This is a genomic window from Pseudomonas sp. GL_103 (genome assembly GCF_057835175.1).
In genome coordinates this window covers 2,235,572-2,250,020 of record NZ_CM174420.1, presented here as the reverse complement: position 1 = coordinate 2,250,020, position 14,449 = coordinate 2,235,572, and the positions used below count along the sequence as shown (strand labels likewise).

Annotated in this window: 12 protein-coding genes; all 12 read right to left on the bottom strand. The window is 61.2% G+C overall.

Going from position 1 to position 14,449, the window contains the following annotated elements; all coding sequences use genetic code 11:
- Positions 1 to 56 precede the first annotated feature (56 nt).
- Complete coding sequence (locus tag AC3IP0_RS10235) at positions 57 to 731, bottom strand: SPOR domain-containing protein (RefSeq protein ID WP_489327308.1); 675 nt, start codon at positions 729 to 731, stop codon at positions 57 to 59.
- Positions 715 to 2,022, bottom strand: a complete 1,308-nt coding sequence (gene folC, locus AC3IP0_RS10230) for a bifunctional tetrahydrofolate synthase/dihydrofolate synthase (protein ID WP_489319125.1) — start codon at positions 2,020 to 2,022, stop codon at positions 715 to 717. The genes AC3IP0_RS10235 and folC overlap by 17 nt, the downstream gene beginning before the upstream one ends.
- Entirely contained in the window at positions 2,019 to 2,939 is a 921-nt protein-coding gene (gene accD / locus AC3IP0_RS10225; protein ID WP_489327307.1) for an acetyl-CoA carboxylase, carboxyltransferase subunit beta, read from the bottom strand. The genes folC and accD overlap by 4 nt, the downstream gene beginning before the upstream one ends.
- Before the next feature lie 217 nt (positions 2,940 to 3,156).
- The gene (locus tag AC3IP0_RS10220; RefSeq protein WP_489319123.1) at positions 3,157 to 3,783 is read right to left on the bottom strand and encodes a phosphoribosylanthranilate isomerase; all 627 of its coding nucleotides are present in this window, start codon (positions 3,781 to 3,783) and stop codon (positions 3,157 to 3,159) included.
- A 63-nt stretch (positions 3,784 to 3,846) separates the two neighbouring features.
- Positions 3,847 to 4,671 (bottom strand): tRNA pseudouridine(38-40) synthase TruA, encoded by an 825-nt coding sequence (truA, locus tag AC3IP0_RS10215; protein ID WP_489319744.1) that lies wholly within the window; start codon positions 4,669 to 4,671, stop codon positions 3,847 to 3,849.
- Between the two features lie 281 nt (positions 4,672 to 4,952).
- Complete coding sequence (locus AC3IP0_RS10210) at positions 4,953 to 7,571, bottom strand: motility hub landmark protein FimV (RefSeq protein WP_489327306.1); 2,619 nt, start codon at positions 7,569 to 7,571, stop codon at positions 4,953 to 4,955.
- Between the two features lie 205 nt (positions 7,572 to 7,776).
- Positions 7,777 to 8,787 (bottom strand): aspartate-semialdehyde dehydrogenase, encoded by a 1,011-nt coding sequence (locus tag AC3IP0_RS10205; protein ID WP_489319121.1) that lies wholly within the window; start codon positions 8,785 to 8,787, stop codon positions 7,777 to 7,779.
- A 206-nt stretch (positions 8,788 to 8,993) separates the two neighbouring features.
- Positions 8,994 to 10,106 (bottom strand): aspartate-semialdehyde dehydrogenase, encoded by a 1,113-nt coding sequence (gene asd / locus AC3IP0_RS10200; RefSeq protein ID WP_007975660.1) that lies wholly within the window; start codon positions 10,104 to 10,106, stop codon positions 8,994 to 8,996.
- A gap of 66 nt (positions 10,107 to 10,172) precedes the next feature.
- Positions 10,173 to 11,255, bottom strand: coding sequence for a 3-isopropylmalate dehydrogenase (leuB, locus tag AC3IP0_RS10195; RefSeq protein ID WP_056722174.1), 1,083 nt, complete (start codon positions 11,253 to 11,255; stop codon positions 10,173 to 10,175).
- A gap of 51 nt (positions 11,256 to 11,306) precedes the next feature.
- Positions 11,307 to 12,074, bottom strand: a complete 768-nt coding sequence (locus tag AC3IP0_RS10190; protein ID WP_489327304.1) for a class I SAM-dependent methyltransferase — start codon at positions 12,072 to 12,074, stop codon at positions 11,307 to 11,309.
- A 157-nt stretch (positions 12,075 to 12,231) separates the two neighbouring features.
- Positions 12,232 to 12,876 (bottom strand): 3-isopropylmalate dehydratase small subunit, encoded by a 645-nt coding sequence (gene leuD, locus AC3IP0_RS10185; protein WP_150759155.1) that lies wholly within the window; start codon positions 12,874 to 12,876, stop codon positions 12,232 to 12,234.
- A gap of 11 nt (positions 12,877 to 12,887) precedes the next feature.
- A complete protein-coding gene (gene leuC / locus AC3IP0_RS10180; protein WP_150727101.1) occupies positions 12,888 to 14,306 on the bottom strand; it encodes a 3-isopropylmalate dehydratase large subunit in 1,419 nt (472 codons plus the stop codon).
- Between the last annotated feature and the right edge of the window lie 143 nt (positions 14,307 to 14,449).

The window sequence follows — 14,449 nt, the reverse complement described above, 5'->3', positions numbered from 1 at the left end:
CCCATGCTTATCGGTAAGCTGCGATTGTCAGTGCATTTCATATCGGGGCGATAGTTTTAGCCACGTTCCGGCTGAAAGCGCACCACAAACCCCTTGAGGTTCTGCTGGCGGTTCAGCAAGTCACGCAGCCGGTCGGCCTCAGCGCGCTCGATCAGCGGCCCGACAAACACCCGGTTTTTGCCGTCGGCGGTACGGATGTAGGCATTGTAACCCTGGCTGCGCAGGGTTTTCTGAAGTTTTTCCGCGCTTTCACGGTTCGACAGGCTGGCCAGTTGCACCGACCAGCTGACAGACAAACCATTGGCATCGACACGGCTTTGCGTGGTGTCCGGCTTGCCCGGTGCCGCAGTGATGGGCTGGGCAGGCGCTGTCGCAGGTTTGGCCGCCAAAGCCGGGACCGGCGCGGGTGCAGCCGACTTGGCTGCTGGCGCTGGCGCTGGAGCCGCAGTCGCTGGAACCACCGGAATAGCTGGCACCGCCGATTCCTGCTGGGCGATTTCGTCATCGCTCGGCACAGGTTCCTGAGGTAGGGCTTGTGGCTCAGGCACCACCACGGGCTCGACCTGTACCTGGGGCATCGCCGGCGCCTGCGGAGCCGCGGGCGCTTCGACCGTCACCTGGCGCTGTTCGTCCTGGCGGGAAAACAGCATCGGCAGAAAAATCACCGCCAGCGCGACCAACACCAGGGCGCCAACCATGCGCTGTTTGTATGCCTTATCCAGCAATGCCATTTGCCGCTTCCTCCGTGGAGCGCCGGGCCAGCCATTCGAGGGCCTCGGCGACACAATAAAATGATCCGAACAACAGGATTTCGTCGTCGCTCGTGGCCTGCGCGCACTGCCCTTCCAGGGCGGCCGCTACGCTGCCGTATGACGTGACCGACGCACCAAGACCTTGCAACGCATCGTGCAAATCCGCAACCGGACGCGCCCGAGGCGAATCCAGAGGTGCGACAGCCCAGTGCTGGACACTAGCATTCAATTCGCCGACAACACCACCCAGGTCTTTGTCCGCCAGCAGCCCGAACACCGCCAGACGCCTGCCGACCAGCGGGCGACTGGCCAGGCGACGAGCCAGATACTCCGCCGCATGGGGGTTATGCCCCACATCCAGCAATAGATTCAAGCGCTTGCCCTGCCACTCGATCTCACGGCGATCCAGACGACCGACCACCTTCGTTGCCCGCAGCGCCTCGATAATCTGCTCATCCACCCAAGGCAAGCCGAGCAGCAGGTACGCCTGCAATGCCAGTGCAGCGTTTTCCATCGGCAGATCGAGCAGTGGCAGGTCGCGCAGTTCAACCGCGCGCCCTTGTGCATCGACACCGCGCCATTGCCAGTTGTGATCGGTCACACCGAGGTCAAAATCGCGCCCACGCAGGAAAAACGGGCAATTGAGCTCGCGCGCCTTGTCCAGCAGAGGTTGTGGAGGATTCAGATCGCCGCAGAGCGCAGGTGCGTCCTGACGGAAAATACCGGCCTTCTCGAAGGCCACGGACTCTCGGGTATCACCCAGGTAATCCGCATGATCGACGCCAATACTGGTGACCAGCGCCATGTCGGCGTCCACCACGTTGACCGTGTCCAGACGACCGCCCAGACCGACTTCCAGCACCACCGCATCGAGCCCGGAGCGCTGGAACAGCCAGAATGCCGCCAGGGTGCCCATTTCGAAGTAAGTCAGGGAAGTGTCGCCGCGCCCGGCCTCTACCGCGGCAAAGGCCTCGCACAGCTCGGCATCCGTGGCTTCGACGCCATTGACCGTTACCCGCTCGTTGTAACGCAGCAGGTGTGGGGAGTTGTAAACCCCCACTTTCAAGCCCTGGGCCCGCAGCAGGGACGCCACGAACGCACAGGTGGAACCCTTGCCGTTGGTCCCGGTGACCGTGATCACCCGAGGCGCCGGCTTGCCCAGTCCCATGCGGGACGCTACCTGCTGCGACCGCTCCAGGCCCATGTCGATGGCCGAAGGGTGCAACTGTTCAAGGTAGGCGAGCCATTCGCCAAGGGTACGTTGGGTCATAGGCTGGCGGGTACCGGTGGAACCACGATCGGCTCGATGGGTGCAGCCACGAACTGCGGCGTCGGCAGGCCCATCATTTGCGCCAGCAGGTTACCCAGACGCGGACGCAGTTCCTGACGGTCGATGATCATATCGATGGCACCGTGCTCCAGCAGGAACTCGCTGCGCTGGAAGCCTTCCGGCAGTTTTTCACGCACGGTCTGTTCGATCACGCGCGGACCGGCAAAACCGATCAACGCCTTCGGCTCGCCGACAATCACGTCGCCCAGCATCGCCAGACTGGCGGAAACGCCGCCGTAGACCGGATCGGTCAACACGGAGATGAACGGGATGCCTTCTTCGCGCAGACGAGCCAACACCGCGGAGGTCTTGGCCATTTGCATCAGGGAAATCAGCGCTTCCTGCATCCGCGCACCGCCGGAAGCGGCGAAGCAGATCATCGGGCAACGTTTTTCCAGGGCGTAATTGGCGGCGCGAACGAAACGCTCACCGACGATGGCGCCCATCGAACCGCCCATGAAGGAAAACTCGAACGCCGAAACCACCACCGGCATGCCCAGCAAAGTACCTCTCATGGAAACCAGTGCGTCTTTTTCGCCGGTCTGCTTTTGTGCAGCGGTCAGGCGGTCCTTGTACTTCTTGCCGTCGCGGAATTTCAGACGGTCAACCGGCTCCAGGTCCGCCCCCAGCTCGGCACGGCCTTCAACATCGAGGAAGATGTCGATACGGGCGCGGGCGCCGATACGCATGTGATGGTTGCACTTGGGGCAAACGTCCAGGGTCTTTTCCAGCTCCGGACGATACAGCACAGCCTCGCAAGACGGGCATTTGTGCCAAAGACCTTCAGGCACCGAGCTCTTCTTGACCTCGGAACGCATGATCGAAGGGATCAGTTTGTCTACTAACCAGTTGCTCATGCTTTCTTTCTCCAGTACCGGCGGCCCGAACGCTCTGGTTCGCGGCCCCGTGTATGCCCTAGCGCTAAATTCATGTGTGCGAAGAGGGTTGATGGACTGCCACGGTCAGCGCGAAACATGACCTGCGTGCAACCACAAACCCTCGGATCTGCCTGCTATGTGCAGTGCATCCGCTTTGTACAGTGCAGTGGACGGCGGCAGTCTGCCAGCCGTCACATCAACAGGTGCTACCGCGTACCGCTTTGATAAATGCCTGGATCTTTGCGTGATCCTTGATGCCCTTGCTCGCCTCTACCCCGCCGCTGACATCCACGGCATAAGGCCGGACGCGGGCAATCGCTTCGGCGACGTTATCCGGCGTCAGACCGCCCGCCAGAATGATCGGCTTGCTCAAGCCTTGCGGTATCAGTGACCAGTCAAACGCCTCGCCGGTTCCTCCGGGAACGCCTTCGACATAGGTATCGAGCAGGATTGCGCTGGCACTGGCATAAGCATCACAGGCCGCGGCGATGTCATCTCCCGCCTTGACCCGCAGCGCCTTGATGTACGGGCGGTGCCAGCCTTCGCACTCGGCCGCGCTTTCATCGCCGTGAAATTGCAGCAGGTCCAGGGGCACCGCGTCGAGCAGCTCACCCAACTCGCAACGGCTCGCATTGACGAAAAGGCCCACGGTGGTCACGAACGGCGGCAGCGCCTTGATGATCGAGCGCGCCTGCTGGAACGTCACCGCACGGGGGCTTTTGGCGTAGAACACGAATCCGATGGCATCCGCCCCGGCCTCGATGGCTGCCAACGCATCCTCTATGCGGGTAATCCCACAGATCTTGCTGCGAACGGCTGACATGTCGACACAACTCCAAGACAAATCCGGGAAAGTCCCGGATGGTAACAAAAGCATTCGAGGGCGTCAGCCGCCAAGTTCCGAGAAGCCGGTCAGGAAGTGCGGACCGATGTAACGCTCGGGCAACTCGAACTCGTCACGGTACTCGACCTGAACCAGATACAAACCGAATGGATGCGCAGTCACGCCACCGGTCCGTCGAATCCGGCTCTCCAGCACCTCTTTCATCCACTCCACCGGACGCTCTCCGGCGCCAATGGTCATCAGCACACCAGCAATGTTGCGCACCATGTGATGCAGGAAGGCGCTGGCGCGAATATCCAGCACGATCATCTTGCCGTGACGGGTGACACGCAGGTGATGCAGCTCCTTGATCGGCGACTTGGCCTGGCACTGGCCGGCGCGAAAAGCGCTGAAATCATGGGTGCCAACCAGGTATTGAGCGGCCTCGGCCATGCGCTCGACGTCCAGCGGACGGTGGTTCCAGGTCACTTCTTCGTTCAGGTGCGCCGGACGGATCTGATCGTTGTAGATCACGTAGCGATAACGCCGGGCAATGGCCTTGAAGCGCGCATGGAAGTGTGCCGGCATGACCTTGGCCCAACTGACACTGACGTCGTGGGGCAAGTTGATGTTGGCGCCCATGGTCCAGGCCTTCATCGAACGCTCGACCTGGGTGTCGAAATGCACCACCTGTCCGCAGGCATGCACCCCGGCGTCGGTACGCCCGGCGCACATCAGCGAAACGGGTGAGTCGGCGACTTTGGACAGGGCGTTTTCGAGGGTTTCCTGCACGGTGAGCACCCCGGACGCCTGGCGCTGCCAGCCGCGGTAGCGCGAGCCTTTGTATTCGACGCCCAGTGCGATCCGGAAAAAGCCGTCGGCTGCCATTTCGGCGGCCGGGTTATCTATATTTGCCAAGGAGGGACAGCCTGATGATGTACCAAAGGCGGGCATTATAAGGCCGACTGGCGGGGATGCCAGAGAGATCTCCTTTGACTGTTCCGGCCTCATCGCGGGCAAGCCCGCTCCCACAGTGATTTATGTTGCCCACAAAACCTGTGGGAGCGGGCTTGCCCGCGAAGAGGCCCGAGCAAACAACATCAATTCATGGACCAAACAAAAACGGCAGCCTCAATGGGCTGCCGTTCTGTTTACAACCTACCAGACACTCAAGCCAGGCGCGAAAGCATTTCCTCGGCTTCATTCTTCTGCTCGGCACTGCCTTCGCTTACCACCTCATTGAGGATGTCGCGAGCACCGTCGCTGTCGCCCATGTCGATATAGGCCTGAGCCAGATCGAGCTTGGTAGCGGCTTCGTCAGTGCCCGAGAGGAAGTCGAAGTCATCATCGCTATCCAGCGCGGCATCAGCTTCGGTAAAAGTCGGCTCGCCGATGCTGTTGGACAGGCTCTCCAGCTCGGCGTTGACATCATCCAGCTCTGCCGCGAACGCATCCGGTGCGTCCATTTCGTCGGCCAGTGACAGATCGAAATCGGCCGGCAATTCCAGGTCATCCAGCGCGACCTCAGGAACAGCCGGGGTTTCGGCAACCGGGAAATCCTTCACGCCCTCATCCAGATCCAGCAGGAAATCGTCTTCAGCCAGGATCGTCGGCGACGGTTGCGCGCCGAGATCCAGGTCGAGATCGAAGTCCGACAGGTCGTCGAGGTTTTCCTTGATTTCAGTCTGCTGCTGCAACACCGACTCAAAACTCAGATCGTCGTCCAGCGGGAACTCTTCCAGGTCTGCCAGCGCCGCGACTTCGGGCTCCGGCGCAGGTGCAGGTGCAGGTGCCACAGGTGTAATCGCGTCCAGATCATCCAGGCTCAGGTCGAAGGCGCTGTCGAGGTCATCCTCGAACGACGCTGGCTCTGGCTCTGACGCCGGTGCTTGCGGCTCATCGAGCAACAGGTCCTTGACGTACTGTGCGTCCAGTTCGGCAGCAACGGCGGCTGCGGCGATGCCACCGGCAGCCACCAGCGCCATGGCCGGGAAGCGGCTTTTGAGTTTTTCAACCTGGGCGAAGTTGTCGCCATTGGCCACCAACTGACGTTCCTGGCCGACGAACGCATCGCGATCGCCTTGCTGGCCGTAGACTTCCATCAGTTTCAAGCGCAAGTCGCTGCGCTTGGGCTCCTGCTTGACGCCGTCCTCCAGCAACGCGGCAGCCTGGTTCAGGCGACCGGCATTGATGTACGACTGAGCCTGGCCCAGCACGTCGTCGGAACGCTCGGCAGCGGGCGCCACCAATGGCGCGGCGATCGGCGTGGTCATCACCACCGGAGCAACTACCGGCGCTGGCGCGGGAGCAGGCGTCGGGGCAGTCGCCAGCTTCACGCTCGGCAGCGGAACTTCCAGACCTTCGAAGCTGCTTTCCGGCATGTCGAGATCGGCCGAGAACGGCTGTTCTTCGGCCAGGGCACGGGCCATGCGCAGATGTTTCTCGGCTTCTTGCTGGGCTTTGCGGCGACGCGCCAGCAACAGCAGCAGGAGCAACAGAATCACCGCACCGCCACCGACCAGGCCCAGCAGCACCGGATTGGTCAGCAACTCATTGAATTTCTGATCGTCGGATGCCGCCGGTGTCGCCTCAACGGGCTTCTCGGTCGGCGCCGGAGTTGCCTCGGGCGCCGCGACCACTGGCGCAGTTTCAGCCGGAGCAGGCGCTGCGGCCGGATTGGCAGCAAGTTCGGCCGACATTGCCGGTGCTGTCGCAGCCGCTGGTGCAACCGCAGCACCCTCGGTTTGCAACTTGGCCAGTTGATTGTTCTTCAGCTCGATCAAGCGCTGTAGCTTGTCCACCTGGCTTTGCAGGTCGGTCATGCGGCTTTTCAGTTCGGCGTTATCACGACGGCTGGTGTCGAGGCTTTCCTGGGTCACCGCCAGTTTGTTGCTGAGGGCCTTGGCATCTCCGACAGCCCCTTTGCCTGGGTTCTTGCCGGACTCGGCAGACACCAGACTCAGCTTGTCGGTGGCCGCTTGCGCCGGAGCAGCATCGGTGCGAGCGCGATTGGTGGCGTCGAGCTGTTGCTGCCCTGCCCCGGGTTTTGCCACATAACGGCGACCCTGGCGCCAGGCCTTGTTCTGTGCGGCCACTTCGGCAATCGCCTTGGCTTGCGGCAGGCCCGTACTCTGTGCCTGGTCCGGCATGCGCAGCACCTGGCCTGTTTTCAGGCGGTTGATGTTGCCGTCGATAAAGGCATCCGGGTTCAACGCCTGGATGGCCAGCATGGTTTGCTGGATCGAACCGCCATTACGCGCCTTCGCGGCGATTTCCCACAGGGTATCGCGCGGCGTGGTGGTGTATTGCGACGGTTTGGTCGCACCGGTGACGGGCGCGGCTACCGTTGACGTCGGTTGCGCAGCCGCTTCAGCGGTTTGCGGCGAGAATTTGGACGGATCGAGCAGCACACTGTAGTCGCGCAGCAAACGGCCGTTCGGCCACATGACCTGAACCAGGAATTTCACCATGGGTTCGGACAGTGGCTTGCTCGAGGTCACGCGCAGGATGTTTTTGCCGCTGGCGTTGAGCACCGGGGTGAAGGTCAAGTCATTGAGAAACGCCTGGCGGTCGACACCGGCCTTGGCGAAATCGTCTGGTGAGGCCAGGCTCGGCACCACTTCGGCGGCAGTGAGATCCTTGACATCGAGCAGCTCGATTTCCGCTACCAGCGGCTGGTTGAGCGTCGATTTCAGGGTCAACTCCCCGAGCCCGAGGGCATGCGCCATACCGGAGGACAGCGCCGAGGCGGCCGCTATTGCTAACACCAGTTTGCGAACTTGAACCATTAGCTCATCCTTAGTTTGAACATTCCTCGGCCAGCGAGAAGGTATTGATAGTCGCTGCCGTAAGGCATTGCGCGCAACGGCGAGGGTCGTCGCGCGCGGTCATTTCATTGATGCCCGGCAAAGCCCCGCAGAGTGGCTCGCCTTCAGCACTCCGGCAAGCATAGGCTCGCGCGGAATCATTCGACAAATTGTTGCAAAGTATCTTTTACAGCAGGTCTTTAAGCAACAACTCGGCCAGCTGCACAGCGTTGAGCGCCGCGCCTTTGCGTACGTTATCTGACGTCAGCCACAGATTAAGTTCCGACGGGTCGTCGATACCCTGGCGAACACGACCAACGTAGACCACATCCTGCCCTACCGCATCGCCCACCGCGGTCGGGTAATCGCCGGCTTCTACCAGCTCGATGCCGGGTGCGTCTTCCAGGGCCGCATTGACTTTCCCCAGGTCGATTTCACTCGCGGACTGCAGGGTCACGCTATAGCTATCGCCAAAAAACACCGGGGCTTGAATGCAAGTGACGGAAATCTTCAATGACGGCCGCGCCATGACCTGGCGCAGCTCACGCACCAGGCGTTTTTCCAGCAGCGTATGACCTTGCTCATCCGGTTTGCCGACCTGGGCCAACAGGTTGAAGGCCATCTGCCGATCAAAGAATTTCGGCTCCAGCGGTCGTACATTCAGCAACTCGGCGGTTTGCCGGGCGAGCTCGCTCACGGCTTCGCGGCCCTGGGCCGATACCGCGAGGCTGGCGGTCAGGCTGATGCGCTGCAAATCGAGCAAATCCATCAGTGGCGCGAGTACCACCGCCAGTGTGGTGGCCGACGGGCTTGGACTGCTGACCTGAAAGGGTTTTTTCAAGCCGGCCAACACTTGGGCGTTGGCCTCAGGCACGACCTGTGGCGCCTTTTCGGCCGGCAGGGCACCGGAGAGATCGATCACCGAGCAACCGGCGTCTGTCGCCCGGGAAGCAAAACTCAACGAAACCGCCGGGCCGGCGGCAAAGAATGCCAACTGCACCTTGCTGAAGTCGAACTCATCGACCTCCCGCACCCGCACGTTCTTGCCGCGAAACGGCACCGAACTGCCGGCCGATTCGCTGCTGGCCAACAGGTGAAGGGTGCCGATCGGGAAATCGCGCTCTTCGAGAATCTGCACGAGCGTTTCGCCGACAGTACCGGTGGCGCCGATCACGGCAATATCAATGGACTGGCTCATGGTTTGACCTCTGGCGAAACGGGGGGAGCGGCACTTTACCGGGTGGGTGGCGGTTCGGCAATTTAGAACAAAAGATCGCAGCCTTCGGCAGCTCCTACAAAGGAATGCGAGCGCCTGTAGGAGCTGCCGAAGGCTGCGATCTTTTAACGGCCAATAAAAAACCCGCGCCTCTTTCAAGGCGCGGGTTCTTTCATTGCATCAATCGATCAACGCTCAAGCAGGATCCGCAGCATGCGGCGCAGCGGTTCGGCCGCGCCCCACAGCAACTGGTCGCCGACGGTGAACGCGCCGACAAATTGCGAACCCATGTTCAGCTTGCGCAGACGGCCAACCGGAATGTTCAGGGTGCCGGTGACCTTGTTCGGGCTCAGCTCCTGAATGCTGGTTTCGCGGCTGTTCGGCACCAGCTTGACCCAAGGGTTGTGCTGGCTGATCAGCCCTTCGATATCAGCGATCGGTACGTCTTTGTTCAGCTTGATGGTCAGCGCCTGGCTGTGGCAACGCATGGCGCCGATGCGCACGCAGATGCCATCGACCGGGATCGGGCTCTTGAAGCGACCGAGGATCTTGTTGGTCTCGGCCTGGGCCTTCCACTCTTCGCGGCTCTGACCGTTCGGCAGCTCCTTGTCGATCCACGGGATCAGGCTGCCGGCCAACGGTACGCCGAAGTTTTCGGTCGGGTACGCGTCGCTGCGCATGGCTTCGGCCACACGACGGTCGATGTCGAGGATCGCGCTGGCCGGATCGGCCAGTTGATCGGCAACAGCGGCGTGGGTCGCGCCCATTTGCTTGATCAGTTCACGCATGTTCTGCGCGCCGGCACCGGAGGCCGCCTGATAGGTCATGGCGCTCATCCACTCCACCAGGCCAGCTTCGAACAGGCCACCAAGGCCCATCAGCATCAGGCTGACGGTGCAGTTGCCGCCGATGTAGTTCTTGGTGCCCGCATCCAGCTGCTGATCGATCACCTTGCGGTTGACCGGATCCAGAACGATCACCGCGTCATCCTGCATGCGCAGGCTGGAAGCGGCATCGATCCAGTAACCCTGCCAGCCGGCTTCACGCAGCTTGGGGAAGACTTCGCTGGTGTAGTCGCCACCCTGGCAGGTCAGAATCACGTCGAGGGTTTTCAGCTCTTCAATGCTGTAAGCGTCCTTGAGCGGAGCAATGTCCTTGCCCACGGACGGGCCTTGGCCACCGACATTGGAAGTGGTGAAAAACACCGGCTCGATAAGATCGAAATCCTGCTCTTCCAGCATCCGCTGCATGAGCACGGAACCGACCATGCCGCGCCAACCGATCAGACCTACACGTTTCATCGCAACTACACCTTCTTGAAATGTGGACCGCTACCTTGTCTTGAATTTGGCAGCGGGCCCGAGAGATTACAGATTCCGCAGCGCGGCGACTACTGCGTCACCCATTTCCTGCGTACCGACTTTAGTGCAACCGGCCGACCAGATGTCGCCGGTGCGCAAGCCCTGATCCAGCACCAGGCTGACGGCTTTCTCGATGGCATCGGCCGCGGCCTGCTGGTTGAAGCTGTAACGCAGCATCATCGACACCGACAGAATGGTCGCCAACGGGTTGGCGATGCCTTTGCCCGCGATGTCCGGCGCCGAACCGTGGCACGGCTCGTACATGCCCTTGTTGTTGGTGTCCAGGGACGCCGACGGCAGCATGCCGATGGAACCGGTGAGCATCGAGGCCTGGTCGGACAGGATGTCGCCGAACATGTTGTCGGTGACGATCACGTCGAACTGCTTCGGTGCGCGCACCAGCTGCATCGCGGCGTTGTCGACGTACATGTGGCTCAGTTCGACTTCAGGATAATCCTTGGCCACTTGTTCGACCACTTCACGCCACAGTTGGCTGGAGGCCAGCACGTTGGCCTTGTCCACCGAGCACAGCTTCTTGCCACGGACCATGGCCATGTCGAAACCGACACGGGCGATGCGGCGGATTTCGCTTTCGCTGTACGGCAGGGTGTCGTAGGACTGACGCTCGCCGTTTTCCAGGGTGCGGGTGCCACGAGGCGCGCCGAAGTAGATGCCGCCGGTCAGTTCGCGAACGATCAGGATGTCCAGCCCGGAAACGATTTCCGGCTTCAGGCTGGAAGCCTCGGCCAGTTGCGGGTACAGGATCGCCGGACGCAGGTTGCCGAACAGGCCCAGTTGCGCACGGATTTTCAACAGGCCGCGCTCAGGGCGGATGTCACGTTCGATGGCATCCCATTTCGGGCCGCCAACGGCGCCCAGCAACACGGCGTCGGCCGCGCGGGCACGTTCCAGGGTCTCGTCGGCCAATGGCACGCCGTGCTTGTCGATGGCCGCGCCGCCGATCACGTCATGGCTCAACTCGAAGCCCAGGGCGAACTTGTCACTGGCCAGCTCCAGCACCTTGACCGCTTCGGCCATGATTTCCGGGCCAATACCGTCACCTGGGAGAATCAGAATCTGCTTGCTCATGCTTTCCTCATGTCATCAGTCGGTGCGCCCTTGGACGCACCCGGAAAAATTCTATCGTTCAGCCATCAGCACCAGTACATCGGTACTGAATGAACCATCGGCCTCAATCTCAAAATATTCGCGCACTTCATTGCCCATCGACTGCTGCAACTCGCGGATCGCCGCGCGCATCACTTCAGGTGTGCGCATGCGCTCGACCCAGCTGTTGTACTCCAGGCGCAAGCGCTGACGGGTGGTACTGCGGGTGTGCAGCCCCGCCTCGCTGACCTGGCGCAACCACTCGCCGGCGGAATAATCGCGCACATGGCTGGTGTCGCGCAGCACTTCGACGCTTTGCAGATAAGTGTCGAACAGCGGGCTACCCGGTGACAACACGTCGACGAACGCCGCCACGCCGCCCGGTTTCAGGACTCGACGCACCTCACGCAGGGCCAGGCCCAGATCACTCCAATGGTGCGCCGAATAGCGGCTGAAGACGAAATCGAATTCGCCATCGGCAAACGGCAAGCGCTCAGCGGCCCCGTTGACCGTGGTCACGTTGCTCAAGCCACGGTCGACAGCGGCAGCGGTCACCACGTCGAGCATCTGTTGCGACAGGTCGTAGGCCACCACTTCCTTCACCAATGAGGCTACGTGAAAACTCACGTGGCCGGCACCGCAGCCCAGATCCAGGACCCGGGCATCGCCCCGCCCCGCCAGCTCGGCCTGTAGCAGCGCGAATTCAGTGCCTTGAGCGTGGACGGCGCTGCTCAGGTAGGCCGAGGCCTGTTCACCGAATTGCTTCTGGACTACCTGGCTGTGTCGGGCGGTGCTGGTCATGGGGACTTCCTTTTTGGGGTTTAGCCTTGTGTCGTCTGAGCTGCCGTCTTCGCGAGCAAGCCCGCTCCCACAGGGGTTTTGTATACACCACAAATCCAATGTGGGAGCGGGCTTGCTCGCGAAGAGGCCGGCCCTGACTACAACAATCTCGGATCAATCATGCGTCGCGAAACAACCAAGGCTGGCTCGCACGATGCTTGGCTTCAAACGTCGCAATCGCATCGCCGTCCTGCAAGGTCAGGCCGATATCGTCCAGGCCGTTGAGCAGGCAGTGCTTGCGGAAGGCATCGATTTCGAAGCTCAACACCTTACCGTCAGGGCGGGTCACGGTCTGGGCTTGCAGATCGACCTGCAACTGATATCCCGGGTTGGCCTCGACCTGCTGGAACAGTTCGTCGACTTCGGCATCGCTCAAGATGATCGGCAGTAAGCCGTTCTTGAAGCTGTTGTTGAAGAAGATGTCGGCATAGCTCGGCGCGATGATGCTGCGGAAACCGTACTCTTCCAGGGCCCACGGCGCGTGTTCACGGCTGGAGCCGCAACCGAAGTTCTCACGGGCCAGCAACACGCTGGCGCCCTGGTAACGTTCGGCGTTGAGGACGAAGTCCTTGTTCAGCGGACGCCTGGAGTTGTCCTGGTAAGGCTGGCCCACATCCAGGTAGCGCCATTCATCGAACAGGTTCGGGCCAAAGCCCGTGCGCTTGATCGACTTCAAGAACTGCTTCGGAATGATCTGGTCGGTGTCGACGTTGGCACGATCCAAAGGCGCGACAAGTCCAGTGTGCTGGGTAAAAGCTTTCATGCTGTGCTCCTTTAGATCAATTCACGGACGTCGATGAAACGACCGTTCACAGCGGCGGCCGCGGCCATGGCCGGGCTGACGAGGTGGGTACGACCACCAGCGCCCTGACGGCCTTCGAAGTTACGGTTGGAGGTCGAAGCGCAGTGCTCGCCGGACTCCAAACGGTCCGGGTTCATCGCCAGACACATCGAGCAACCCGGCTCGCGCCATTCGAAACCGGCTTCGAGGAAGATCTTGTCCAGGCCTTCCGATTCAGCCTGGGCTTTAACCAGACCCGAGCCCGGCACGACGATGGCCTGCTTGATGGTCGAGGCCACTTTGCGGCCCTTGGCAATCACCGCCGCAGCACGCAGGTCTTCGATCCGCGAGTTGGTGCAGGAACCGATGAACACGCGGTCGAGCTGAATGTCGGTGATCGCCTGGTTGGCGGTCAAACCCATGTACTTCAAGGCGCGCTCGATGGAACCGCGCTTGACCAGGTCCATTTCCTTCGCAGGGTCCGGCACGTTCTGGTCCACCGCCAACACCATCTCAGGCGAAGTGCCCCAGCTGACTTGCGGCTTGATCTGGGTGGCATCGAGCTCAACTACGGTATCGAAGGTGGCGTCGGCATCGGACACCAGGTCTTTCCAGGCTTCGACGGCCAGGTCCCATTCCGCGCCTTTCGGTGCGAAAGGACGGCCCTTGACGTAAGCCACGGTTTTTTCGTCCGCGGCCACCAGGCCTACGCGAGCGCCGGCCTCGATGGACATGTTGCAGATGGTCATGCGGCCTTCGACGGACAGGTCGCGAATCGCGCTGCCGGCGAATTCGATGGCGTGGCCGTTACCGCCGGCGGTGCCGATCTTGCCAATCACGGCGAGCACGATGTCCTTGGCGGTCACGCCGAACGGCAATTGGCCTTCGACGCGCACCAGCATGTTCTTCATTTTCTTGGCGACCAGGCACTGGGTGGCGAGCACATGCTCGACCTCTGAAGTGCCGATACCGTGCGCCAATGCGCCGAATGCGCCGTGGGTCGAGGTGTGGGAGTCGCCACAGACCACGGTCATGCCCGGCAAGGTCGCGCCCTGCTCCGGGCCGATGACGTGGACGATGCCTTGGCGAACGTCGTTCATCTTGAACTCGACGATGCCGTATTCATCGCAGTTGTCATCGAGGGTCTGGACTTGCAGACGCGAGACCTGGTCAACGATGGCGTCGATGCCGCCCTTGCGCTCCGGCGTGGTCGGTACGTTGTGGTCCGGGGTCGCGATGTTGGCATCGATGCGCCATGGCTTGCGCCCGGCCAGACGCAGGCCTTCGAAGGCTTGCGGCGAGGTCACTTCGTGGATGATGTGACGATCGATGTAGATCAGCGCAGAGCCATCGTCGCGCTGCTTGACCAAATGCGAATCCCAGAGCTTGTCGTAGAGCGTTTTGCCAGCCATCAGACGGTTCCTCATCAGCTTGTTTCTATGCCCCGGGTCTTGAAGTGCTCAATAACCCTTTGGCTTGTGAGGCTGATCCTATGGGGTTACATTAAATAACTCAAATTCATATTTTTTATGCTTTGGATAACCAACTGGAATAC